We start from the raw sequence: 24,346 nt of genomic DNA on the forward strand, positions 1-24,346 counted from the left end.
TTAACGAATGATAAAAAGGCCGGAACAGCCTGTCATATCGAATATTTTCCGTATTTCCGCACGCATAGCTTCCAAAACAAGTTGTCCATTATGTTGTTTTACGCTTTTCTGGAGTGTAATTAGACTTCTCAGACCGGAACTACTAATATATAACAATCCTTCACAATTGATTATAATATTAGGATTTTGAACGTTTAATAGAGGTAGGATGAGAGCGTTGAATTCATTAGTATTGGCAGTATCCAGTCGTCCTTCAACAGTGAGTATGATTACTTCCTCTATTTTACATAAGTTCGTTTTAAGAGTTGCTTCCGGTTTGAAATCCATTTCTATTTTTTTAGTCAGGATTAGTTCGTTTTGGCTGTCCGTCGAATGATATTCTACTTTATCCATTGTTCGGCGAATCAAGAAGAGTCCCAAACCTTGTGTCAGTTGCTGTTCCAGAGATAGTGCATTTCCTGATGCTTCATTTTCAGATTTTGTGGGATCGAATGAAATACCATCGTCAATAATCTGGGCAATCAGTAGGCCGGGGGCCACGGAAGTTTTCAATGTAATTTCACCTTTTTGATTTTGAGGATAACCGTGATGGATAATATTGCTTATTGCTTCTTCAATAGCCAGATTGAGACTCATTGTTATGCCGGAAGGTAAATGTAATGACATGCCTAATTCTTCGATGAATTGGGCAATTATTGAGATTTCTTCTACCTGATTTTCGATGGTGATTTCTTTTTCCATATTCTTTAAGTAGCGCGTCATATTATAATTGTTCTTGTTAGGAGTAAATGCTGGTACAAAAGTATTAGTAAAGGTGAAAAGTCTGAAATATATTACCCCCAAATGGTTCCCATTTTAGCAAATCTCCCTATATTGGGACGCTTTTTGCGAGTGGGATGCTCTCGTTCTTTTCGCGAAAAGACTACTTTTGTCGCTCAAAACAAAAAAAACATGGTAAACGTAATTGTTCTCTGCATTGAATTATTGTTGGATATTGTGGGCTTGGTATTGGGAATACTTGTTTATTCACGTTCTTCAGATAATAATGGACTTACAAAAGCATGGGGAGTATTGGCTATCACTCTGTCCTTTCTTCTTTTGTGTGATAATCTGGAATGGATGTGGATTTTCAGTAGAGGAGGTGAGGAGACAATTCCGCGTTTTACTGAAGTTCCGATGAATCATCTTTCGGTATGGCATATTGTCCGGGTGATTGTCTTTTTTCAGTTCTTTTCTATTTTTCCTATAGCTTCATTGAAACCGGGCTGGATGACTTTTTCAAGAGTCGTCAGTTTATGTATCCCTATTTTGCTGATTACATGTATAGCTTGTTGCTATGAGTTTTTCAACGGTCACTATACTACTCTAAAATCTTTTGCTTCTATTCGGGAGAATATTGGTGAACAGGATGTACGGGTAAGGCTGATGCTGTTTGTAATCAGTGTAATTACTCCTTCCGTAAATTTCCTTTTTCCATATATGAGACGATGGATTCCGATTCGGCGTAAACAGAGCCAGGCAATGTCGATTTATATGATGTGTTTTGCTATCATCATGTCCGGCTATATTTGGCTGATGCTGGGCACTAGTGGATTATGTTTTAACGTATTCGGCTATATTGTAATCCTTCCCGTCCTTTTTTTAAATATACTATATTTGCGTAATGAGAATCCGCTTTCTTTACCTCCCCAGCCTGTAGAAGAGCTGGAGATGGAAGAAATAGAAGCCATCCGGGAAATTGCGGTTTCGCCTGTCGTTCTTGAACTATCCAACCAGATGCAAAGTCTCATGAAACATAGTAAATCGTTTACTAATCCTCAATATTCCTTGCAGGAATTTCTGAATGATTTGAATACGAATGAAAACAGGCTCAATAAGGCTCTTCATTATGATGGCTTTTCCGGTTTCAGGGATTATATTAATTTCTACCGTTTGCAGTATTTTAAAGAACAGGCACAGTTGAAAAGGGAGCTTACAGTAAAGGAATTAATGTTTTTGAGCGGCTTTACCTCCCGCTCCAGTTTTTACCGTTATTTTGCGAGTGTGGAAAAAATGTCTCCCAGTGAATATATGGAGATGCTCAATAGAGAAAATTAATAAGGGGTGTGGGAAAAGAATCACCACAGATCATAGAATTAGCACGGATTTGATTGTAATTCAAAGATTATCAATGCAGAATCGATGTTTCTTTTATGTAATCTGTGGTGAAACTTGAAACTAACAGGTTATTTATTTAGCTAAATCTCCTATTTCGTCTAAATTCTTCTGAATATCATCATCAGTCAATGAATAGTTTACCAAGTCACCGGCCAAATACTTATCATAAGAAGTCATATCGATCAGTCCATGTCCGGAAAGGTTGAACAGAATCACTTTTTCTTCTCCTGTCTCCTTGCATTTGTTAGCTTCGCGGATAGCTGCTGCAATAGCGTGGCTGGATTCTGGAGCCGGAATAATACCTTCAGACTGTGCAAACAGACAACCTGCTTCGAAAGATTCCAATTGCTGTATATCTACTGCTTCCATCAGATTGTCCTTGAGCAACTGTGAAACGATGACACCTGCACCATGATAGCGAAGACCGCCGGCATGGATATGGGCCGGAGCAAAATTGTGTCCTAAAGTAAACATCGGTAGCAACGGAGTATATCCGGCTTCATCACCGAAGTCATACTGGAACTTACCACGTGTCAGTTTCGGACAAGATGCAGGTTCGGCAGCAACGAAACGAGTCTTTTTCCCTTCCTGTATCGTGTGACGCATGAATGGGAAAGAGATACCTCCGAAGTTGGAACCACCTCCGAAACAACCGATTACGATATCCGGGTATTCGCCTGCCATTTCCATCTGTTTTTCGGCTTCCAGTCCGATAATAGTCTGATGAAGAGTAACATGGCTAAGTACAGAACCAAGCGTATATTTACAGTTGGGAGTCATTTGTGCCAGTTCAATAGCTTCAGAAATGGCTGTTCCCAATGAACCCTGGTAAGTAGGGTGTTTAGTCAGAATATCCTTACCGGCACGGGTAGACATGGATGGAGAAGGGGTTACCTGTGCTCCGAAAGTCTGCATGATGCTGCGGCGGTATGGCTTTTGTTCATAACTGATTTTTACCTGATAAACAGCAGCTTCCAAACCGAAAACCTTAGCTGCATAAGAAAGAGCGGCTCCCCATTGTCCGGCACCGGTTTCAGTGGTGATGTTGGTAACTCCTTCTTCTTTGCAATAATAAGCCTGTGCCAATGCAGAGTTCAACTTATGTGAACCGATAGGACTGACACTTTCATTCTTAAAATAGATATGAGCCGGAGTACCGAGTGCTTTTTCCAATCCATAAGCACGAACCAGCGGAGTACTGCGATAGTACTTATACATTTCGCGCACTTCTTCCGGTATTTCGATCCATGCATCGGTCTGATTCAGTTCCTGATGACACAGTTCCTTAGCGAAAATCGGATACAAGTCTTCCGCTTTCAGTGGTTGTTTGGTTCCCGGATGTAACGGAGGCATAGGTTTGTTTACCATATCAGCCTGAATGTTGTACCAGTAGTGTGGAATTTCTTCTTCGGGTAAAATATACCGTTTTCTTTTTTCACTCATAATATTGTAGTTTTTTAGTTTCTTGTTGCCAAAAGTACTCAATTTTTTAATATTCAGAAAATTTTGTCAACAAAGAATCGGTTCTAATTGTTATTTTACTTAAGTTTGCACGACCCTGTTAAAAAAGATGATATGAAGATTTATCATAAGTTTTTATTGTATCAAAATAAACTGCTAAAACCCTATGTACGTATCCTGTTAGGACTGGTAGAAGCACTCACCTATCTGGCATCTCTGTTGTTGATTGTCGGAGTAGTATATGAACACGGTTTTCCCTTATCCATAGATGAAGTGGCTAATTTGCAGACATTGTATAAAACAGTCTGGATTATCTTTCTGATTGATGTTACTTTACATATTTCACTGGAATACCGGAATACTAAAAAACAATACCGGCGATTAGCCTGGATATTAAGCGGGTTATTATATCTTACTCTAGTACCCGTCATTTTTCACCGTCCGGAAGAAGAAGGAGCTATTTTGCAGATTTGGGAATTCCTGCATGGGAAGTTTTATCATCTCCTGTTATTACTAGTCCTTTCTTTCCTCAACTTGTCCAATGGGCTGGTGCGCCTGTTGGGACGGCGTACCAATCCTTCTTTGATATTGGCAGTCAGTTTTATGGCCATTATCCTGATTGGAGCAGGTTTGCTGATGCTTCCGCGCTGCACGGTGAATGGTATTACCTGGGTAGACTCTTTATTTACGGCTACCAGTGCCGTATGCGTTACAGGTTTGGTTCCGGTAGATGTATCCACTACATTCACCACTTCCGGATTAGTTGTCATTATTCTATTGATTCAGATTGGAGGATTAGGAGTGATGACATTAACCAGTTTCTTTGCCATGTTCTTCATGGGAAACACCTCCATTTACAATCAGCTTGTTGTACGTGATATGGTTAGTTCCAATTCGTTAGGTTCATTACTGTCCACCTTATTATATATATTGGGCTTTACCTTAGTCATTGAAGGGATTGGCATGGTTTCGATTTGGTTTAGTATTCACGGTACGCTGGGAATGACTTTGGAAGGCGAGTTAGGTTTTGCTGCTTTCCATGCTATATCAGCTTTTTGTAATGCGGGTTTTTCTACACTTTCCGGTAATTTAGGGAATCCGATGGTGATGACCAATCATAATGGACTGTTTATTTCTGTTTCTTTGCTGATAATCTTCGGTGGTATCGGCTTCCCCATTCTTGTCAATTTCAAGGATATTGTATTATATCACCTGCGTCGTTTCTGGAAATTGGTCCGTACACGCAAACTGGATCGTCACAAAATGCAGCATCTTTATAACCTGAATACGAAGATTGTGTTAATCATGACTTTCCTGCTTTTATTAATCGGTACATTAGCTATTGCTGCTTTTGAGTGGAATGCTTCTTTTGCCGGTATGCCTTTGGCAGACAAATGGACTCAAGCCTTCTTTAATGCCACTTGTCCGCGAACAGCCGGTTTCAGTAGTGTCGATCTGGCATCGTTGAGCGTGCAGACTTTATTGGTTTATCTATTCTTGATGTGGATTGGTGGTGGTTCACAGTCTACGGCAGGTGGTGTGAAAGTGAATGCTTTTGCGGTCGTGGTTCTGAATCTTGTAGCCGTATTGCGTGGTACTGAACGGGTAGAAGTGTTCGGTAGAGAATTGTCTTACGATTCAATCCGGCGTTCCAATGCAACAGTAGTCATGTCATTGGGAGTGCTATTCATTTTTATTTTCACATTGAGCATACTCGAACCGGGTGTTTCCATCATGGCATTGACTTTCGAATGTGTCTCTGCACTTAGTACTGTGGGATCCAGTTTGAATCTGACTCCTCATTTGTGTGATGCCAGTAAGTTGTTGGTATCCTTGTTGATGTTTATCGGACGTGTGGGATTGATAACATTGATGTTGGGAATTGTCAAACAGAAAAAGAATACAAAATACCGTTATCCGAGTGATAACATTATAATAAACTAAAGATATGAAGTATATTATTATCGGTTTAGGAAATTACGGTCATGTGTTGGCCGAGGAATTGTCTGCGTTAGGACACGAGATTATTGGTGCGGATATTAGTGAAAGTCGTGTAGATTCAATCAAAGATAAGGTTGCTACGGCTTTTGTCATTGATGCCACTGACGAACAATCATTATCAGTGTTGCCATTAAATAGTGTGGATATAGTAATTGTAGCGATTGGTGAGAATTTTGGTGCATCGATACGTGTTGTTGCTTTGTTGAAGCAGAAAAAGGTTCCCCGCATCTTTGCCCGTGCTATTGATGCCGTGCATAAAGCGGTGCTTGAGGCCTTTGATCTTGAAAGAATCCTGACTCCGGAAGAAGACGCAGCCCGTAGTCTGGTGCAACTGCTCGACTTCGGCACAAACATGGAAGGGTTCCGCATCGATCAGGATTATTATGTTGTGAAGTTCACGGTTCCGAAGAAATTTGTAGGGTATTTTGTGAATGAGTTAAATCTGGATGAAGAGTTTCATCTAAAAATGATAGGCTTGAAACGGGCAAATAAGATAACCAATTGCCTGGGTATTTCTCTAACTGAACTTCATGTGAAGAATGAATTACCGGGGAATGAGAAAGTGGAAGAAGGAGATGAACTGGTTTGTTACGGCAGATACCGAGATTTCCAAACTTTCTGGAAAGCTATTTAAAATGTAACAGTTGAACTTAAAACTAAATAAAATGCGATTAACCAAATTACTATTGATAACACTTTTACTACTGGTCTCTGTTTGTGCAAAAAGCCAGAAAGGCAATGAATTTACAGTATTGCAATGGAATGTATGGCAGGAGGGAACAATGATACCGGGAGGCTATGATGCCATTGTCAATGAGATTGTTCGTTTGAAACCAGATTTTGTAACTTTCAGTGAAGTGAGAAATTATAATCACACTAACTTCACTGCCCGTGTCTGTGCTTCACTTCAGGAAAAGGGACTTCAATATTACTCTTTTTACGGCTATGATACCGGTTTGCTAAGTAAACATCCTATCACAGATTCTCTGACAGTTTTCCCGGAAAATGGGGACCATGGAAGTATCTACCGATTAACTAGCTCTGTGAATGGACGTAAAGTAGCAGTTTATACAGCGCATCTGGATTATCTGGATTGTGCATATTACAATGTTCGTGGATATGATGGCTCCACTTGGAAAGAAATCCCTTTGCCCACTTCAGTGGAAGAAATTCTCAAAATCAATGTCGCTTCTCAACGGGACGACGCAATTCGTTTGTTTATCACCCAGGCAGAGAAAGACCTGGCTAATGGTTATGCAGTAATTGTTGGCGGAGATTTTAATGAACCCTCTCATCGTGACTGGATAGAAAAAAATAAGAACTTATATGACCATAACGGCTTTGTCGTACCTTGGACGGTGACAACCTTGCTCGAAGAAGCAGGATTTGTAGATAGCTATCGTAAGATTTATCCCAACCCTTTGACGCATCCCGGTTTTACTTATCCATCGGATAATCCGGCAAAAACTCCGGAGAAAATAACATGGGCTCCAAAAGCCGACGAGCGTGACCGGATTGATTTTGTTTTCTATAAAGGTGATGGTCTGGATGCAAAGAAGGCAATCATATTCGGTCCGAAAGGGTCTATCGTACGCGCGCAGCGTGTGCAGGAAACATCTAAGGATAAGTTCTTGTTACCGCTTGATGTATGGCCTACGGATCATAAAGGATTGTTGGTGACTTTTGGAAGTAAATAATCCGATTTCAGCAGAAGAATGCATACCGGATTTATTGCATTTCCGGTTTGCATTGATGGATCGTTACAGGATGCACTTTAACTTTGCATGTCGTAGATGTGAAATCAAGCTGCACAATCTGGCTTTGTGATGTTTCCGGTTTTCGTTGGTCGAATACAAAGTTGCCCAGACTATAAAAGATGGGCTTACCATTGAAATATTCCTCTTTCTGAATGACGTGCGGATGATGTCCGATGATAGCATCCGCACCTGCACGAACGAGTCGGTGTGCTCCCTTTCTTTGGTTTAGAGTAGGAGAGGATTGGTACTCGATTCCCCAATGGAGAATAACGACCACATAACTTTCGGGATTCTCTTGCTTGAAGTCCTTGATTTCCTCTTCTATTTCTTCCGTGGTTTGCTGGCAAATACCGGGATCATTTTCTAAATATACCCAATTCTCCAAAGGAAGTGTAACTGAATTGAAGAGTGCTACTTTAATTTTTCCTTTCTTTATCACTACGGGTTGACAACTCTCGGAAGAAGTATTACCATATCCTATCGGAGTGATTCCTGCCGATAAGAGATGCTGATAAGTATCTGTCAATCCGCTTCGTCCCTGATCCATAGTATGATTATTTGCTAAAGCCGCATGACTAATGCCGGCTTTAACCAATTCTTCCATCCATCTCGGTTCCGCGCGAAAGATATATTTCTTGTGTAGCGGCGAACGAACGGAAGTGACGGGACATTCCAGATTGATTACCGTAGCGTCCATTTGATGAAAGAGAGGAGCTACTGACGCAAATAAATCTTCGACACCTCCCCGTTGAATCTGTTGGCGTACCCCTCTGTCCAGAAGAACATCTCCGGTGAAAGCGATAGAGAGACATTCTTCTGACGGGTGCTGGCAGGCAGTAAGCAGTAACAGACCTATACTACCTATAATCCGGTTAATTCGGGAAAAGGATATTAGCATCCTGAACTATAAAAAACTCTGTCATCTACTTTCGGTTCTTTCTCCAGCAGGATCTTTTTCATCCATTCCGGGACGGCAGGTGCTTTCTTTTCTTCCAGCATTTTCTGCCACTCTTCGTCCGTGAGCCGGGTATCCAGTGGCTGGACAAACTCGTAGTAACTAAATGTGGCACCACGGGTAAGATAGAGATTACCCTCTATTTCTACTACCACATAGATATTGTTGGCATTTCCTGTTGCCACATGCAGTACTCCATTCTTATCACATCCACTCACGTTGCGGGTATAAATATCAGCCACTACAGCTATCGACTTGTCCGGACCTTGCACTAATGACCAGTTATCCAGATGTAAATCCGGATCGAGCACAGACAGAGTGAAATATTCTATACTACTTCCCATATACTCAAGAGTGCGATATTCCTGTTCGGTCAGTTTTTCTCCCCGCAGTTCCTTTTCAGTTACTTGAATCAGAAAGCTGACATAGTCTTGCAACTGCTCTGTTTTTCCTTTCAAGTCATCCGTCAGGCAATTGCTTTGTTGCAGAACCAGTTGGGTGGCTTGCAGAATTCCTGACATTTTCTTCCAGAAAGGAAGATTCGGTTCTACATATCCCACTACGATCGGATCAGGAGGGCCGGCACCTCCACATTCTGCAGCCATGGGCTGTTCTCCGTAAAGGATCGCGTCATTCTTCAATTCAGCCCAAGATGCCAAAGCTGTATTCAGGTTCTTGTATCCCCATTCGGGTGTTTGCATAAATCCCGGCTGGCTCTTATCCGTTTTCTGCATGGTGAACAGACTTTTCATCCATAATTCGTAGACAGATACTTGCGCAGGCTGGGAAGCTTTGAATTTATCTTTCAGTTTTTGTAATTCTCCGGTATACTGGTTCCAGTTGCCCGGTTCTTTGTAAAAATCAGTCAGTAAAGTCTCGGCGGAGTTTACTCCGAAAGCGGCAAAGACATCCAATCCTTTCGGATAAGCACGTTTGCTGTTTGGGGTGACGTCTACCAATTCCTGAAGAACTTCATTATCTGCCAGATATCTTTGTGGCATAAAGTTGATTTTGTCCCGGCAGGAGATTTCTATTTTAGGTTTGATCCTGTTCTTGCTTTTTGCCAGTTCAATGAGCGCTTGATTCACCTTTTCTATTTGAACCGGAGTCAATGCATCTTCAGTATATTCTGCTTTATTTTTCTTCAGAATCTGTGCAATATCGAGAAGAGAAAGATTATCAGTCTCACCCATCAGGAAGGTAAGTGGTGTATAGACGCGTTGGTATAGTTCCATTAGTGGTGTCTCGGCCATATCCTTATAAGTGGATAGTACGGTAGCTTGAAAGATTGCTTGTTTGAGCTGTTCTTGTTGTTCTCTGCAAAAGCAGGCAGTTTGAAGCCACATCATAGCCTGAAAGTATGCCTGTAATTGGGGTTCACGGGTATAATGTCCGCGTGGTTTGAAAAGACTGTATGGGAAGTATGCCTCTTTGTATGAAAGAAATTCCGAGAAATCATCTTCTTGTGCATTAATATGTTCTATTTCCTGTTGATATGCTTTTTGATACTTAGCAGGGAGATTGGGCGTTTCCTTTGTCAGCAAATAATAAGGGATAGCATAGAAAGTAGCGGCATATTCTGCCATATCTTTCAGAGATTCGTCTTCTGTCTGGCGGGAGATGCTTATGCAAGTTGCGTTGAGTGATAGACATAGTCTTTCCAAAGTAGGAATGATGTGTTGTTTCTCCAGACTTTTCAGTACATAAGAGAAATACATGTGAAATGCCTGTAAATATAAGTCAGTGGTGATGAAATTGGGCACTTGGCGATAATCATTCTCTTCGTAAGCATGAAACAACTGTAAGTTACTTCCCTCTGTAATGGCAAAGTTGTTCTGTTGCAACTTGGCTAGTAATGCCTCGTCTATATCTTTGAATTGGAACAGGTTGACTATATTATTTGCATTTCCTAAATAATAAGAGTCTCGTTGAGTAAACTGTTGCTGACGCATTTCTGCCATGCGAGCATCGATGCGTTCTACAAAAGCCTTTTCTTCAGCCGTCAGTTTGACTTCATCATAGTTTTCCGGAAATTTATTCTCTCCGTTTGCCTCCGATTCTTCCCATAACTTCCAGACAAGATCATTATACCATTTCGTATTGGCCGAGAAGAAAGCATTGATGTCCGCTTCCATAAAATGATAACCGTGTATAGCGTATGGATAACTACGTAATAAACGTAACTCCTGAAAAGAGTAACGACTGATATCCTGCTTCAAATCAATAGATTGAGGTAGAACCGTATCGGTCAATAATGAAGTGGCAGTCGTAACAGTATCTTGTGCCAATGCCGTTGAGGTGTTTTTATTCTTGTTCTTGCATCCGCAAAGAATAAGAACTAGTGTACAGGACAGTAATAATAGTCGTCTCATGTTTTTCATTATTCTATAAATTGCCATATATAAATGATAGTATCTAACGTTAACGTTCAAGAATGCGTTTGGCCTCCTTTTCTTCTGTCTCGCGTTTCAGATATCCCTTAAAATCCAGACCAAAACCTCTCCATGCATATTCCGCTATCAGATATTTTCCACTTCGTTCCCGTTCCATGGTGCGTATCAACACAGAAGTATGTTCACGAATCACTCTGAAATCTTCCAAAGGTTGTGCTACCCTCGAACCTAACCAAAGTGGGCGGATATACGCTTCATCTGCAATCCGGTAAATGAATAACCGCTTGTCAGGTTTGGGATCGAATCGGGTAGGCTTGATAACCCCCACAATGATTTCCGGCATCCCGTCTCCTGTAACATCTCCATAATCAAACTGATAGACTGGATAAGGCAATTTCCAAACAGAGTGGGAGGGTTGGTCTGTATTCAAATGAATGACATAGAGCGAATCAGATTCTTTGTTCAGAGATACTTCCATGTGTCTTTGATTAACTTGCCATTCAAACCTGTTTTCTTTCCGGCATGAACAGAACATCAGTAAAAGACCTGTAAAAATAAGGAAGTGAATCCTGTGCGACATATCTGTAACGTTTTCTTTGGCAAAGATAGATATTAACCTGTATTTACCTGCTTCTTTTCTCGTAAAAGTGAAAAATCCAGTATATTATATATGAAAACCACCGGACTTCTCTTTAGTTAAGAAATCCGGTGGCTTATCAGATATTATAAAGCGTATGCCTTATTTCGTTTGAATACGAATATTTCCGGCTTTCACTCCATTTGCTTTGGCTGTAAATACAATTTCTCCGGCAGTTTCACCAGCTTGTATGATAGCTGTCAACATTCCGTTGAAAGCATGCATCTTCGGAAGATGAAATTGTTCCAGATTTGTCGGGTCGCCATTGGCAGCGGCACGATATTTACCGGTTCCCTTTGCAGAGAAGTTAATCTGACGATTATCAGTAGGGCAGAGGTTACCATCTTTGTCTACAACTTTCACAGTCACATACGCTAAGTCTTTTCCGTCTGCAGTCAATTCGTTACGGTTGCTGACCAGTTCGATATGATGAGGTTTTCCGGCAGTGCGAACCACTTTTTCCGCTACAGCTTTTCCTTCTTTGTTATAGGCTACTACTTTTACTTCTCCCGGTTCATATACAGCATCCATCCACATCAGACGATAGCGGTTCTTCAACGAACTATTATTCTTGCTTTGTTTACCATAACTTTTACCGTTGATAAACAGTTCGGCTGTAGGATAGTTGGTATATACAAATATAGGAGTCACTTCGCCTTCACGTCCCGGCCATGTCCAGTGAGGCAGAATATGCAAAGTTTCCGCATCCTTATTCCATACACTGCGATACAAGTAATAGCGGTCTTTAGGCAGACTGGCAAGGTCGATAATACCAAACATGGAACTGTGATTGGGCCATGCATCCGTATCATAAGGTGATGGCTCGCCCAGATAGTCAAATCCTGTCCATACAAATTGTCCGATTGTCCAATGGTTATCGTCGGCCAGTGCAAAGTCCTCGTCCGGAATATTTGACCAGGAACAGGCTTCCACATCATAAGAGGAACACTGATGGTCTTCATACTTAGTACTTTTCTTATCCTCTACCGGGAATTTGTATACCCCGCGTGAACTGACAGTAGAAGCAGTCTCACTACCCAGAATCAGATTCTGCGGGAGTTGGTCATAAGATTCCTTATAGCGTTGGGTACGGTAATTAAGTCCCGGAATGTCAATCATTGCTGCAAATCCGTTCGCAAGTACACAAGTAACCTGATCCATTCCACAAGTGACAGGACGTGTCGGATCTTCGCGGTGGCAAATATCTTGCAGGAATTTCGCCACTTTATAGCCGACAGGGCTACATTGGGTCGGTACTTCATTACCGATACTCCACATAATCACACACGGATTATTCCGATAATTATGGAGCATATTTACCATATCACGTTCCGCCCATTCATTGAAATAACGGTGATAACCGTTTTCGCACTTGGCAATGTCCCATTCATCGAACGGTTCAATCATCATCATAAATCCCATTTCGTCACACAATGCTACGAGTTCGGGAGTCGGCATATTATGAGAAGTACGGATAGCGTCACATCCCATATCTTTCAGCAATGTAAGTTGATGGCGAAGCGCTGCCACATTAATAGCGGCACCCAGCGGACCTAAATCATGGTGATTACATACCCCTTGGAATTTGCGATGTTTTCCGTTCAGATAGAAACCCTTATCAGCGATATATTCAATGCTGCGGATACCGAAACGTGTCGTGTAAGTATCCACCAGTTTATCATCTGCGTAAATTTTGGAAACAGCCTTGTAGAGTGACGGACTTTCCGGTGACCAGAGTTCGGGCGCATTTACAATAAAGTTTTGTTCGAATGGTTGTCCGTGATTAATGCGGCTCGTATTCTCTTTGCTGGTAACCACTTTTCCGTCCGGAGAAAGAATCTCTGTCTCTATACGGATTTGTGTTTTCTCACCGGCATTATCAATCTTCGTTTGAAGACGTACGGCTGCAAAGTCCTTGCTGACATGAGGAGTTGTGATTTGTGTTCCCCATACAGGCACGTGCACTTTATCAGTCACGATCAGATGCACATTACGATACAAACCTGCTCCCGGATACCAACGCGAGGACTGCGGACGATTTTCCAAACGTACGGCCAGCGTATTATTCTTTCCGTCTTTGTTTAATAAAGACGTCACGTTACAGTGGAAAGAGTTGTAGCCGAAAGGCCAGAAACAAGCTTCTTTTCCATTTACATAGACACGTGCTTCGCTCATGGCGCCATCAAAGAGCAGCGTCACCTCCTTATCGGCAGGAGCATCAAAACTGGTTCGATACCATCCGGTGCCTACATAAGGGAGCCCACCGGTACGTCCTGTTTTCAAGGAAGCCTTTTTCTCGAAGTTCTGTGTTACAGCTACATTCTGCAGGTCATTATTCATATCGAATGGACCGAAAATCGCCCAATCGTGTGGAATAACAACCGATTCCCATTTAGTGTCATTAAACTCCGGCTGGCTAGCCTCTTTAAAATCTCCTTTACTGAATTTCCAGTTTTTCTCGAGCAGCGTCTCACTACGTTGCGCTTGCAATGTGCAAGCGGCGCCCATCAAAAGTACAGCTAATAACTGTTTTTGGTGTTTCATGTTCATTTTTGCTTTTCAGGTATAAAATATTTTGGATTCGGGGTAAAGTTATAAAAAATGATTCAATAATCTTATCTCTTGAAAGCATTAAATGCGCTGGTCGGTTTACCACTGTCGTCAAACATGCCTTTGTGATAGCCTTTCCAACCACCGTAACTTTGAGGTTCCCAAGTGAAAACACCGAGGCATTGATCTATTTCTTTAGCTTTAGTCATGAAATCGGTAAAAAACTCTTCTGCTTCTTCATAATTCCAGTAAATACCAAGCTCACACATCATGACAGGTGTATTATATCGTTCAATCAGACTTTTCATATTAGCAATACAATCATTGTTTAATTGTCTCCAGTCTTGGGTATCCGGTTCCGGATAAAGAGACATGCCGATTACATCCCATTTTCCCCCATCAGCTTTCAGACCGTCAAACAGCCAGATATATCGATTGGGATTATTGCCCTGATCGATATGTACGATAACTTTAGCTTCCGGGTAGATTGTTTTAACGGCATCGTATCCCGCTGTTACCAGTTGAGCGAAGTTGGCGGTTTTTCCGCTGCTAGCAGCTCCGTCAGGTTTTAACATGCCTGTACGTGTCTCATTACCCACCTGCACCCATTCCACATCGATACCTCTTGCTTTGATTGCACTTAATACTTCAGTGGTATGGTCGGCTACTGCTTGTTTTAATTCATCAAAGGATAGGTCGGCCCAAGCTGCCGGTTTCTCTTGCCGTCCCGGATCCGCCCAAATATCACTATAATGGAAATCAATCATAATACGGTAGCCTAAGTTGTGAGCGCGCCACGCCTTGGTCACTACATCGTCTTTATCACACCATCCTTCCGGATTAAAGAAACCTTCCTCTTCCGACCATCCCTGATCGGGATTTACCCATACACGTAGACGGATGGCATTCATGCCCAAATCCCGGAGTAGTGACATACATTCATGTCCGTTTCCTTCAGCATCATAGAATTTGTAACCTTCCTTTTCCATTTCTGTCAACCAACTGACATCGGCTCCTTTGGCAAAACCAGACATGTCATAGGCTTGATCTTGATTTTCCGGAAATACCGGTTTATCATCATTGTCGTCACAGGCTGTGAAGAAGGCTCCGCACAGTAGTGCGGAAGCCATCAATATATTTTTGAATCGTTTCATAATTATATACTGTTATCTAAAGGTTATTTATTAGAAGCGGAATAAGTACCGTCTATCAGATTGACTGTGATAGTATAAGTTCCGGCAGTCAATGGAATACCGTCGTTACTGTTATAATATAGTTTTCCATTGCTTCCTCCATACGCTCCGGTCCAGTCATCTTTTATATAAAATTTGATTCCCCAGTTAGAATCTTGTGATAACGTAATCGTTCCCGAATATTCTCCGGTAGTTCCTGTTGTGGCGATAGGATATAAATTGTTATCCCCCTCTATTCCATAATAACAATAGATGTTATTTCCAACTGCATAAGTTTTATAGGTCAACTCTTTTAATGAAACGTCAAACAGATAAAGACCGGCAGCAGGTGCAGGAATATTCTTTGCTTGTCCATTTACAAGAGTTCCAGCTTCTGCCGTACTTTCCGAGTCATCATTGGCAATGGTGTACATTTTGTCGGTGTCCCATGCATCTCCTGATGAGAACAGGGTCATCGCATAATTTCCGTATTGTGAGTTGACATCCACTATACCTGCATATTTTTGTTCTTCCTTATAGTACACTTCAATTTTATGATCGTATGTCCAGTCGCTACCTTGGCCGATTCCCGGCAAATACAAATATTGTCCCTCTTCCGGTTCCGGCTCCGGTTCTATAGAACCTTCTTCTACTGATACAGTCCATTGTTGAGGGTTACTTAGATCGATAGAAAGCGTACACTCTCCTGCCTGTGGCACATTAACTGTTATGTCTCCAGCTGTTTCTCCGAGATTTAACGCTGTGCTACTGCCGCTGAATGCCATAGGAGTATCTTTAGCTTTCGTGTCATCAATGTCGTATCCCCCATTATCATTCGGATTGGCACATGTATGGTCATATAATTTACCCGTTCCACTGATTTGGATAGTCATACTTCCGGCTGCATTAGCATTGAATGTAGCTGTCCATTTTCTGTTTGTTTGGTTAAATTCCATTGTTGCATCGATATCTCCACTGACGTTCAATGTTGGTATTTGTATTCCGTTCCATTGCTTATTATTCGTGTCAAATGTGATATAATAGCAACCTCCAACTCCTGGGAACCAGCATTTCCAATCTCCTGCTGTAGTTAGTAAGAACGGCATTCCGGTTTCGTTGTCATTTCTCCAGATCGTTCCGTTGGCTTCTTTAATCAGGAAGTTGTACCAGGCATTTACTCCTACAAATCCTTTGTATACACCATCTGTATTTACTGAAAATAAACTCATACCGGTGTCTGTGCCGTTTTGATCCAGCATGCTGGCGAAACGCATATCCAGTTCATAAGGAGTGATGGTGATTACTTCCACATTGCTATATGCCGGTTCGATGTTGTTCCCCGTTGTTCCTTTCAGTCTGAAATAGAATTTAGTGGCTACATTGGCTTCAACCCCCAGATTATTGGTAACAATATTCAATTCGGCTCCATTGTAAGTCTTGGAAAGAGAGGTTTCGGTAGACTCTACGATCGTTCCGGAGAAATCTTCGTTTAATGCAACCTGTATACTTGTTTTCAATAAGTTGGTCGGTTTGAAATCCGGATTGTTGATAGCCAATGTCCGGTCGGTCCATGCCAGTGACAGAACATTCTTTTGTGCGATATCTTCCGTCAATACAATGTTGTTTGTAGAAGCTATCAATTCATTTTCTGTCAGGCTCGATAAATAATATTTATCTGCGTCATCTTCACAGGCACTCAATATAAAGAGAGCCGCCAATGAAAGGAACAGACTATTTATTGTTTTCATATATCGTTTGTATTAGAGGATGATTAATAATTTTCATTATATAAATTGGGATTAGCCGTCAGTTCGGTAGCCGGTATCGGATAGATATTATACTTGCTATTTACAGCTACGCCACCTTTTTCACCACCTTTCCATTGCCACAGATATTTGTCGGTAGTGAACATTCCGAAACGGATTAAGTCGGTACGACGGTACCCTTCCCAATAAAGTTCACGGGCACGTTCTTTCAGGATAAAGTCCAGTGTCAGGTCGGCTTCCGCTTTATTATGAGAGTCGTCGCCATAAGCACGTTCTTGCAGTTTATTGATATATCCCAATACGGTTCCTTTATCACTACCCGTTCCGCCACGTACCACAGCTTCCGCCATCATCAGATATACGTCTGCCAAACGGAATAAAGGATAATCTGTATTTACACCACCATCTGCAGTGTTGGAAGCAGTTGCTCCGGCATCTGTCAGGTTAGTCCATTTTTCTACAAAATATCCGTTTGACTGGTTATCTATCACATCCAGATATTGTGTTTGTCCGTCAGTGAAGAACATATAGCGCTTATCATCAGTTCCACTAAATAAGGCCGGAATTTCTCCACGTACACGGAACATTCCCCAACCGCTTTTCACACCATAATTTTCAGGAATCTGTTTGTCGGAAGTATTACTTACGGCACCACAGACGATGTAGGTGGAAGAACCCCAAGATACGGTATGTGTAGCGTCCACAGGTAAGGTGAATATAATTTCGTTGGCAGTACGCTTATCATTATCCGCATTGAATAGTTTGCTGTAGTCATCTTCCAATGAATATCCCTGTGCGATGGCCTGTTGACAGGCAGCGATACATTCTGTATACTTCGACGTTTCAATATACACCTCTGCGTTCAGATAAAGTTTGGCAAGCAATGTATAGGCGGCTCCTTGTGAAGCACGTCCATAAGGACAATCCCCTTTGCTAAGCATATCATTTGTAATGGCATTTAATTCAGATTCTATATAACTGAAAATTTGTGCAGACGTATAACGTGGAGGCAGATAGCCGACAGTCGGGTCATTCTCTGTTATGAACGGGATGTTGCGGAATAAGTCCATTGCATGGTAGTAGAATAAAGCACGCATGAAACGAGCTTCAGCCCGGTAATGGCGGATTTCAGCTTGATCCTGTTCGCTAAATTCTGCCAGCTTTTCATCGGTTGCGTTACGGAGAAATTCATTGCACAATGCTATGTTATAATAAATCCGATAGTACATGTCCGATACCCAAGGATCATTAGCATCCCAACTTAAATAAGTCAATCCACTCACATTATCACCTGACAACCAGGTAGAGGCCACCTCGTCTGTTCCACATTCCTGCAGGTTGAAGAAGCAACGCATGTAATCCTGTCCACTATTACTGCTCAAGTCTGGATCACCCCCTTTTTCCTGTCCGGTGGTCACCATGGCAGCATATATCTTACCTAAAACGGCTTTATAGTTTTCAGCATTGGTATATATCGTAGAAGATGTTTCGTCTTCATGCGGATATTGGTCTAAGTCGCCTATGCAGGAGTTCAGCAATAATGCACTGCAAAAATAGAAGGCTGTATATAATATCTTTTTCATGATTCGCTTGTTTTTAAATAGTTAGAAGTTGAAACCTACATTCAGTGAGAAGGTGCGCGGACGTGGATAGAAGGAATTATCCACACCATTAGGAACCTCCGGGTCGACACCGCTGTACTTGGTGATACAGAATACGTTCTGAACCATAGCACTCACATTCAGGCTACATCCTTTGCAGATTTGACCGAAATTATAGTTCAACGATAGATTATCCATTTTCAGGAAAGAAGCATTTTCTACATAATAGTCGGACAAGTACTGACGGGTCTGGAATCCAGTTTTCAGATAACTTGTAGACAGGTTATTCAATTGATAGGAGTTGTAGCTTACTGTTTCCCAGGCTCCGGCATTCATAGCCATGGCATTATAGACATAGTTGCCGATGTTTGCACGCAAGCTTGTACTCAAAGTCCATTTTTTCCAGCGCAGTGAAGTACTGAAACCGAGAATGTAATCCGGAGCGGGAGAGTGGTAACGATATAAATCGGAAGAGTTGATTTGTCCGTCTCCATTCACATCAAGATAGGCACCTTCTACCGGTTTTCCTGTTTTTTCATCATAGAGTTGATGATAAACGTAGAACATATAAGGGGCGTATCCCTCACTTAACGTTTGTACTTGGTAACTGTCGATATATGGACCTACTGAGGTATTTGTAGCGACAGTTCCGGCAGATAAAGACAGATTTTTTACCTTCATCTTTTGCCAAGTCATGTTGAAGCTGACATCCCAGTTCCAGTCTTCTGTCTGGATAGGAGTTGCATTCACGCTGAATTCAATACCCTGACTGTCCACATTTCCCACATTGGTGGTGATGTTACGGTCGAAGGTGGTACCTGCTGCGGCGGGAACTGTTGCAATCAAATCTTTAGTTTGGCGAGTGTAGTAGTCAAAGCTACCGGTAATACGGTCTTCCAGAAAGCCGAAGTCGAATCCTATATTCCATGAAGTAGTGGTTTCCCATTTCAAGTCAGGGACGTAAGAGCTGGGACGGTAGGTATGAATATATTCATTTCCCATGATACCTTCCGCACCATTTTGGCTTTGAGTATAGATAGGTAGATAATTGTAGTTACCAATACCGTCCTGTTGTCCGGTCACACCGTAACTGGCACGAATTTTCAGATTGCTCAATACTTTATTATCTTTCAGGAATGATTCTTCTGTCACTCTCCATCCTAATGCCACTGACGGGAACGTACCCCAACGTACATTCTTGGCAAAGCGTGAAGTAGCGTCCCGGCGGATGGTGGTAGTTAGCATATAACGTGAATCGAACGAATAATTCAGACGACCGTAGTATGAAAGTAGTACATGGCGTTCGTCTTTAGCCTTTGAAGTCTTTTGTATTTCTCCCAGCGTGTTCATTTCGTAGTAAAGCGGAGTCGTAGCTTTCCAATACTGATAATCGTAACCGGCTGTTACGTCAAAACTACTTTTAATCGATTCTACCAATTTGTTGTAGTTGGCATACAAAGTCAGCAGGCGATTTTCTTTCTTCTGTGGGCCGTAGCTGTAATCCAGACCGGAAGTGGTGTAATTCTGTGCAGCTTCTGCCGGAACATATACACTTCCCTTACCTTGTGCATAGTCGTAACCTAATGTAGCGTGCAGTTTTAAATCGGGGAAGAAATGAACACGATAGTCTGCATCGATATTTCCGATGAAACGTCTTACGTTACTTTGGGAATCATTCATTTTGATAAGTCCCACCGGGTTCATTACAGCACCGTTGGCTGGTGCACCTGTATTGTCTATTGCTTCCGTGTATCCTCCAAAAGTATCCAGTCCTGAATAAACGGGGATGGTTGGGTTCATTGTAGAAGCTGCCCAGATAGCATTTGTGTTACCAAATGTATTGTTATTAATAGACCCTTTCGCATTAATATTCAGTTTCAAGTGGTCTTTGAAGAAAGAGGGGGTCACCATGATGCTTCCCGTGTAGCGTTCCGCGTTGTCTGTGCGTAACAAACCACTTTGATTGTAATAACCTACTGATATACGAAATGGCCAGTTTTTAGCAATTTTTCCGGAAATACTAAGATTATTATCCGTACCGAAAGCATTCTGATAGATTTCATCATTCCAGTCCGTATGGGCTGTGCCGAGTAGAGATTGTTGGGCAGTCGTTCCTTGCGTACGGATGGTGTTGACAAATTGGTCATAACTTAGCATATCAGCCAGCTTAGTACGTGTCTGGATGGAATTTGTCGTACTGAAAGTAAATTTCAGTTTATCCGAACTTCCTTTCTTGGTAGTAATCAGAATAACCCCGTTGGATGCACGCGAACCGTAAATGGCAGTCGAAGAAGCATCTTTCAGAATGGTCATACTTTCAATATCGTTCGGGTTGATGAGGCTAAGGAAATTCCCGTCATTACCGCTGATGCCTCCCTGTTCCAAAGGAACACCGTCCAGTACGATCAAAGGGTCATTACTAGCGTTCAGTGAAGCACCACCACGCACACGGATCGTGCTTCCCGCAGTGGGAGAACCACTGTTGGACATGATTTGCACACCGGAAATCTTACCATTAATCAGTTGCTCGGGAGAGCTGACCAACCCCATGTTGAAGTCCTTGCTGCTGATGTTAGTTACCGAACCTGTCAGGTCACTTTTACGCTGCGTACCATAGCCGATTACTACAACGTCGCTCAATACCTGTGAATCACTTCTCAACTGGACATTCAAAGTAGTACTGTTGGCAGGAACTGGTACTACCTTTGTTTCATATCCTACATAAGAGAATTGCAACTCTTTGCTGCCCTGTGGCACATTGAGTGTATAATTACCGTCGAAATCGGTCACTGTTCCGGTAGAAGTACCGACAATGAGGATACTTACTCCGATCATCGGTTCCTTGTTCTCGTCAATCACTTGTCCGGTGATTTTCTTGCCTCCTTGTTGGGCGAAGGCAGGAATGATGCCTCCTAAAAAGGCTGTACACAACATAAGTAGTACAGTCAGATGGCGTAGATTTAAGATATTCCTGTTCATAATTACTGTGTTATTGATAATAGATTTATTTTTACTTTTTATTTAAAAATCAGCGGCTTTTCTCTTTCTGTCCCTTCCGTTTGCTACCCCCTTTCAGAAGGCTTCAGACGTGGTTCAGACGAAAGATTTGTTCCTCACCGAGGAAGACCTTGTTCCTCACCGATGAACGACCCTTTCCTCACCGAGGAACAAAGGCTTCGACAACGGGGAACTTTAAGAACGATTATTCCAGCCAGATATTTCCTAGTTCAATTTCAACTAACTCTTTCTTGTTTCCTGACATTGATAGCTCCAGCTTCTCAATCTTTTCCGGTAGAAAAGCGATTTCCGTTTCCGGATGGAAATACTGTTTCAAGAATGTCGGATAAGCTATCGGCAGCAGTACCGTGTCTGTCTGGCGTAAATCTTTCAACGGTATCCGTATGATTCCCTCCGATGATGGAGCAGGACAAGGGCTTTTATAAGTATATCCGTCTGACGTTACGAAACCGGCACTGAGTCCTTCCGGAAGTGCTTTCGTGCGATTTACCCGGATACAGAGAACGCTACAATCCTTTACTCTTTCTTTTCTTTCTTCAATCAGGTTCTTTACGAACGTGCGGAGGAAATAGTGCGGATTTTCTCCTTTAGGAGTAAACCGGAACCGGAGCAAAGGTTTTTCCACCGGAGAAGAATCAACCAAAGTACGTTGGAGATCATTCCATTCGGGAAGCGTGTATGCTTCTATCCGGCTATCTGCGTCCGTAATAGTCAATAGTGGTATCGCACTATCTGGGGCAACAACACGAGTAGTCCAATAGGCTCCGGAAGTATAATTCCAGTCCAGTGGATTTTCCTTTATTCCCGATGATGAATTCCTGTAACCGGAATTTCCTGTGGGATAAGTGCGAGTGCTGTTGCCCCGGCATACGATGATGTTATACCTGAAACAATCATCCTTTATTTCTCTAGCGGGTATCGTTGCCTGATAGGTATATCCGCCTGTATGTTTCATCTTGATATATGGATTGTGCTCATTCCAAAAAGATATCTTATCGGTGTAGATAATCACAGAATCCGGGAATTCGGTTCCTACCACCTGTGCACTAATCGTCAAATCTTTATTTGCTTCAGTGGTTGCCGATGGAGTATGAACGACTTTATAATCCGTCACACGTGGAGCAGGAGCCACATATTCTCCGATGCGGATGGAATTCCATTGAGAGTCTGCCTGCCAGTTCTGTTTGGGCGTACAGTTTTTACGTTTCAGCAGATAGGTACCCGGACAAAGTCCGCGGATAATCCCGTCTGTCACATCTCCTTTCTGCTGATTTCCTTGATTGAGGGCCGTAAAGGTAAATTCCATCCCTAAATCAGGTATTTGAAGAGCCATGTCCCAAGCACCATAAGCAATGGTAACCACTTCTTTATCGAGTGACGGTTTGGCAAACGGATCGTTCACCACTACCGCGTCCGGCATCACTTCCAGTCTCCAGACTCCCGGTTCGAGGCAATCCATGAAATAAGTACCTGTTCCCTCATAACGAATAATCGGAGAACTGCCACAACCGGCAATGGAAACAAGTTGTGACGCATCTTTGGGCTGGGTGTTGGTATGATTGGAATAATAGAATTTCTTTCCATTATTTAATTCGCTCAAGTCCTCTGTATAACTGACACGAAAACCGTCACCAAATAAAGTGTCCTGTGGATAACTGCCGTATGATTCACCTCTTTTCAGACTGCGTGCAGCTTCGGCGGCTATCTTCATACTGATAGCTTTATGAGGCGTATAGGCAAGATTCAAGAAATGAGTCTGATATTCCGTATTGGCATAAGCAATATCCATCGGATCATACGCAAACTGGGTAATCCATTGAAAACCTGCTGTACGGAAAGTACGTACCATGGCCGGATACATATAAGAATACATGATATCTGCCGGATCGAACTCATATACCATCCGTGTTTTCTTATCGAATCCTTTCACTTTATCGGAAAAGGGAATATCATAGCGGTCTATATAGGGAAGGAAATTTCCCTGCTGTGTCTGTCCGGATACCAGTCCGATGGGATACCATTGATAAGTAGTTCCCTGAATGGCAGTTTCGTAATAAGCCTCTACTACATATCCGTTGTGGCTTACATTATAGAATACAGGTTTGCGGTTTCCTGTTTTATTGATCGCTTTCAGCATCCGGTTAATATAGGCTTTTACCTCTTCCTTCGTACCGGAATGACAAGGTTCATTATTGATTTCGAATCCAACAATGGAGGGATCGTCTTTATAAGCTAACCCCGTATATGGATTGACGTGCTTCACCAAACCATGAAGATAGGTTTCTTGTGCAGCGATAGCTTCCGGGTGGGAGTGCATATCGCATTTATCATATTTATAGGAGAAGCCGCCCGTCTGTATGTTTCGTTCGGGATATCCGTTCCCGAAGTTGGTCTGCGCGGTAATCACAATATGAATATTGCGTTCTTTGAGTTTGGCAATCAGGTAGTCCATCAAGTCGAGATGCTCGTTTTCGAGGAGATTTCCCTGTCCGTCTGTCAGTTCCACATCCCATAAATGAATACGGTAAGCATTCAGTCCCAGACGGGAGATATGATATACATCTTTGTCTATAGCAGCTTTGCGGTCCAGTTCCAAATATCCAATGGCACGGTAAGCATGGGCGAAAGGCAGCGTATAATTAACACCGAAAAAGGAAGCCTCCCGGCGGGTGTCACTCCAACGCATCACCCCATTTCCATCTATATATATAATAGGTGTAGAGGATGATTTGCCTTGCACTTTGACAAAGGCAGATATCAAACAAATAAAGGTAAGGATCAACAGTCTTTTCATGCTATCAAATTTATCGGTTTATTGACAGCAACAAAAGTAATTTATTGGTCATTTCAATAAAAGCACAGATTGGACATATAAGGA

At 42.2% G+C, this 24,346-nt stretch carries 15 protein-coding genes; 4 read left to right on the top strand and 11 right to left on the bottom strand.

Annotated features, from left to right (window positions below; translation table 11 throughout):
• Entirely contained in the window at positions 1-741 is a 741-nt protein-coding gene (locus NQ505_RS13090; RefSeq protein ID WP_032846221.1) for an anti-sigma factor antagonist, read from the bottom strand.
• 210 nt (positions 742-951) lie between these two features.
• Here NQ505_RS13090 and NQ505_RS13095 point away from each other — a divergent pair, with 210 nt between their 5' ends.
• Positions 952-2,097: an AraC family transcriptional regulator gene (locus tag NQ505_RS13095; RefSeq protein ID WP_032853934.1), complete on the top strand. Its 1,146-nt coding sequence runs from the start codon at positions 952-954 to the stop codon at positions 2,095-2,097.
• A gap of 132 nt (positions 2,098-2,229) precedes the next feature.
• Here NQ505_RS13095 and NQ505_RS13100 read toward each other — a convergent pair whose 3' ends face one another.
• Entirely contained in the window at positions 2,230-3,600 is a 1,371-nt protein-coding gene (locus NQ505_RS13100; RefSeq protein WP_004325359.1) for a TrpB-like pyridoxal phosphate-dependent enzyme, read from the bottom strand.
• 132 nt (positions 3,601-3,732) lie between these two features.
• Here NQ505_RS13100 and NQ505_RS13105 point away from each other — a divergent pair, with 132 nt between their 5' ends.
• From NQ505_RS13105 to NQ505_RS13115, 3 genes are read left to right on the top strand one after another with little or no spacing between them, the layout of a single operon-like run.
• Entirely contained in the window at positions 3,733-5,562 is a 1,830-nt protein-coding gene (locus NQ505_RS13105) for a TrkH family potassium uptake protein (protein WP_009000750.1), read from the top strand.
• 4 nt (positions 5,563-5,566) lie between these two features.
• Positions 5,567-6,253, top strand: coding sequence for a potassium channel family protein (locus tag NQ505_RS13110; RefSeq protein WP_009000751.1), 687 nt, complete (start codon positions 5,567-5,569; stop codon positions 6,251-6,253).
• 31 nt (positions 6,254-6,284) lie between these two features.
• Positions 6,285-7,316: an endonuclease/exonuclease/phosphatase family protein gene (locus tag NQ505_RS13115; RefSeq protein WP_009000752.1), complete on the top strand. Its 1,032-nt coding sequence runs from the start codon at positions 6,285-6,287 to the stop codon at positions 7,314-7,316.
• Positions 7,317-7,347: 31 nt separating this feature from the next.
• On the opposite strand, the gene NQ505_RS13120 is transcribed toward NQ505_RS13115, so the two are convergent.
• From NQ505_RS13120 to NQ505_RS13160, 9 genes are all read right to left on the bottom strand, one after another.
• Entirely contained in the window at positions 7,348-8,274 is a 927-nt protein-coding gene (locus NQ505_RS13120) for a CapA family protein (protein WP_009000753.1), read from the bottom strand.
• On the bottom strand, positions 8,268-10,703 hold the full coding sequence (locus NQ505_RS13125) for a DUF3160 domain-containing protein (protein ID WP_009000754.1): 2,436 nt from the start codon (positions 10,701-10,703) through the stop codon (positions 8,268-8,270). The genes NQ505_RS13120 and NQ505_RS13125 overlap by 7 nt, the downstream gene beginning before the upstream one ends.
• Positions 10,704-10,752: 49 nt before the next feature.
• On the bottom strand, positions 10,753-11,202 hold the full coding sequence (locus tag NQ505_RS13130; RefSeq protein ID WP_004302200.1) for a hypothetical protein: 450 nt from the start codon (positions 11,200-11,202) through the stop codon (positions 10,753-10,755).
• A gap of 261 nt (positions 11,203-11,463) precedes the next feature.
• Positions 11,464-13,911 (bottom strand): beta-galactosidase GalB, encoded by a 2,448-nt coding sequence (galB, locus tag NQ505_RS13135; RefSeq protein ID WP_032853850.1) that lies wholly within the window; start codon positions 13,909-13,911, stop codon positions 11,464-11,466.
• Positions 13,912-13,976: 65 nt separating this feature from the next.
• Positions 13,977-15,065 (bottom strand): arabinogalactan endo-beta-1,4-galactanase, encoded by a 1,089-nt coding sequence (locus NQ505_RS13140; protein ID WP_009000757.1) that lies wholly within the window; start codon positions 15,063-15,065, stop codon positions 13,977-13,979.
• Between the two features lie 23 nt (positions 15,066-15,088).
• Positions 15,089-16,831 (bottom strand): DUF5114 domain-containing protein, encoded by a 1,743-nt coding sequence (locus NQ505_RS13145; RefSeq protein ID WP_009000758.1) that lies wholly within the window; start codon positions 16,829-16,831, stop codon positions 15,089-15,091.
• 23 nt (positions 16,832-16,854) lie between these two features.
• Positions 16,855-18,432, bottom strand: coding sequence for a RagB/SusD family nutrient uptake outer membrane protein (locus NQ505_RS13150; RefSeq protein ID WP_009000759.1), 1,578 nt, complete (start codon positions 18,430-18,432; stop codon positions 16,855-16,857).
• 21 nt (positions 18,433-18,453) lie between these two features.
• Positions 18,454-21,429 (bottom strand): SusC/RagA family TonB-linked outer membrane protein, encoded by a 2,976-nt coding sequence (locus tag NQ505_RS13155; protein WP_009000760.1) that lies wholly within the window; start codon positions 21,427-21,429, stop codon positions 18,454-18,456.
• A 223-nt stretch (positions 21,430-21,652) separates the two neighbouring features.
• On the bottom strand, positions 21,653-24,262 hold the full coding sequence (locus NQ505_RS13160; RefSeq protein WP_004325368.1) for a cellulase family glycosylhydrolase: 2,610 nt from the start codon (positions 24,260-24,262) through the stop codon (positions 21,653-21,655).
• Positions 24,263-24,346 lie beyond the last annotated feature (84 nt).

This window comes from Bacteroides sp. D2, from assembly GCF_025147085.1.
Taxonomy (GTDB): domain Bacteria; phylum Bacteroidota; class Bacteroidia; order Bacteroidales; family Bacteroidaceae; genus Bacteroides.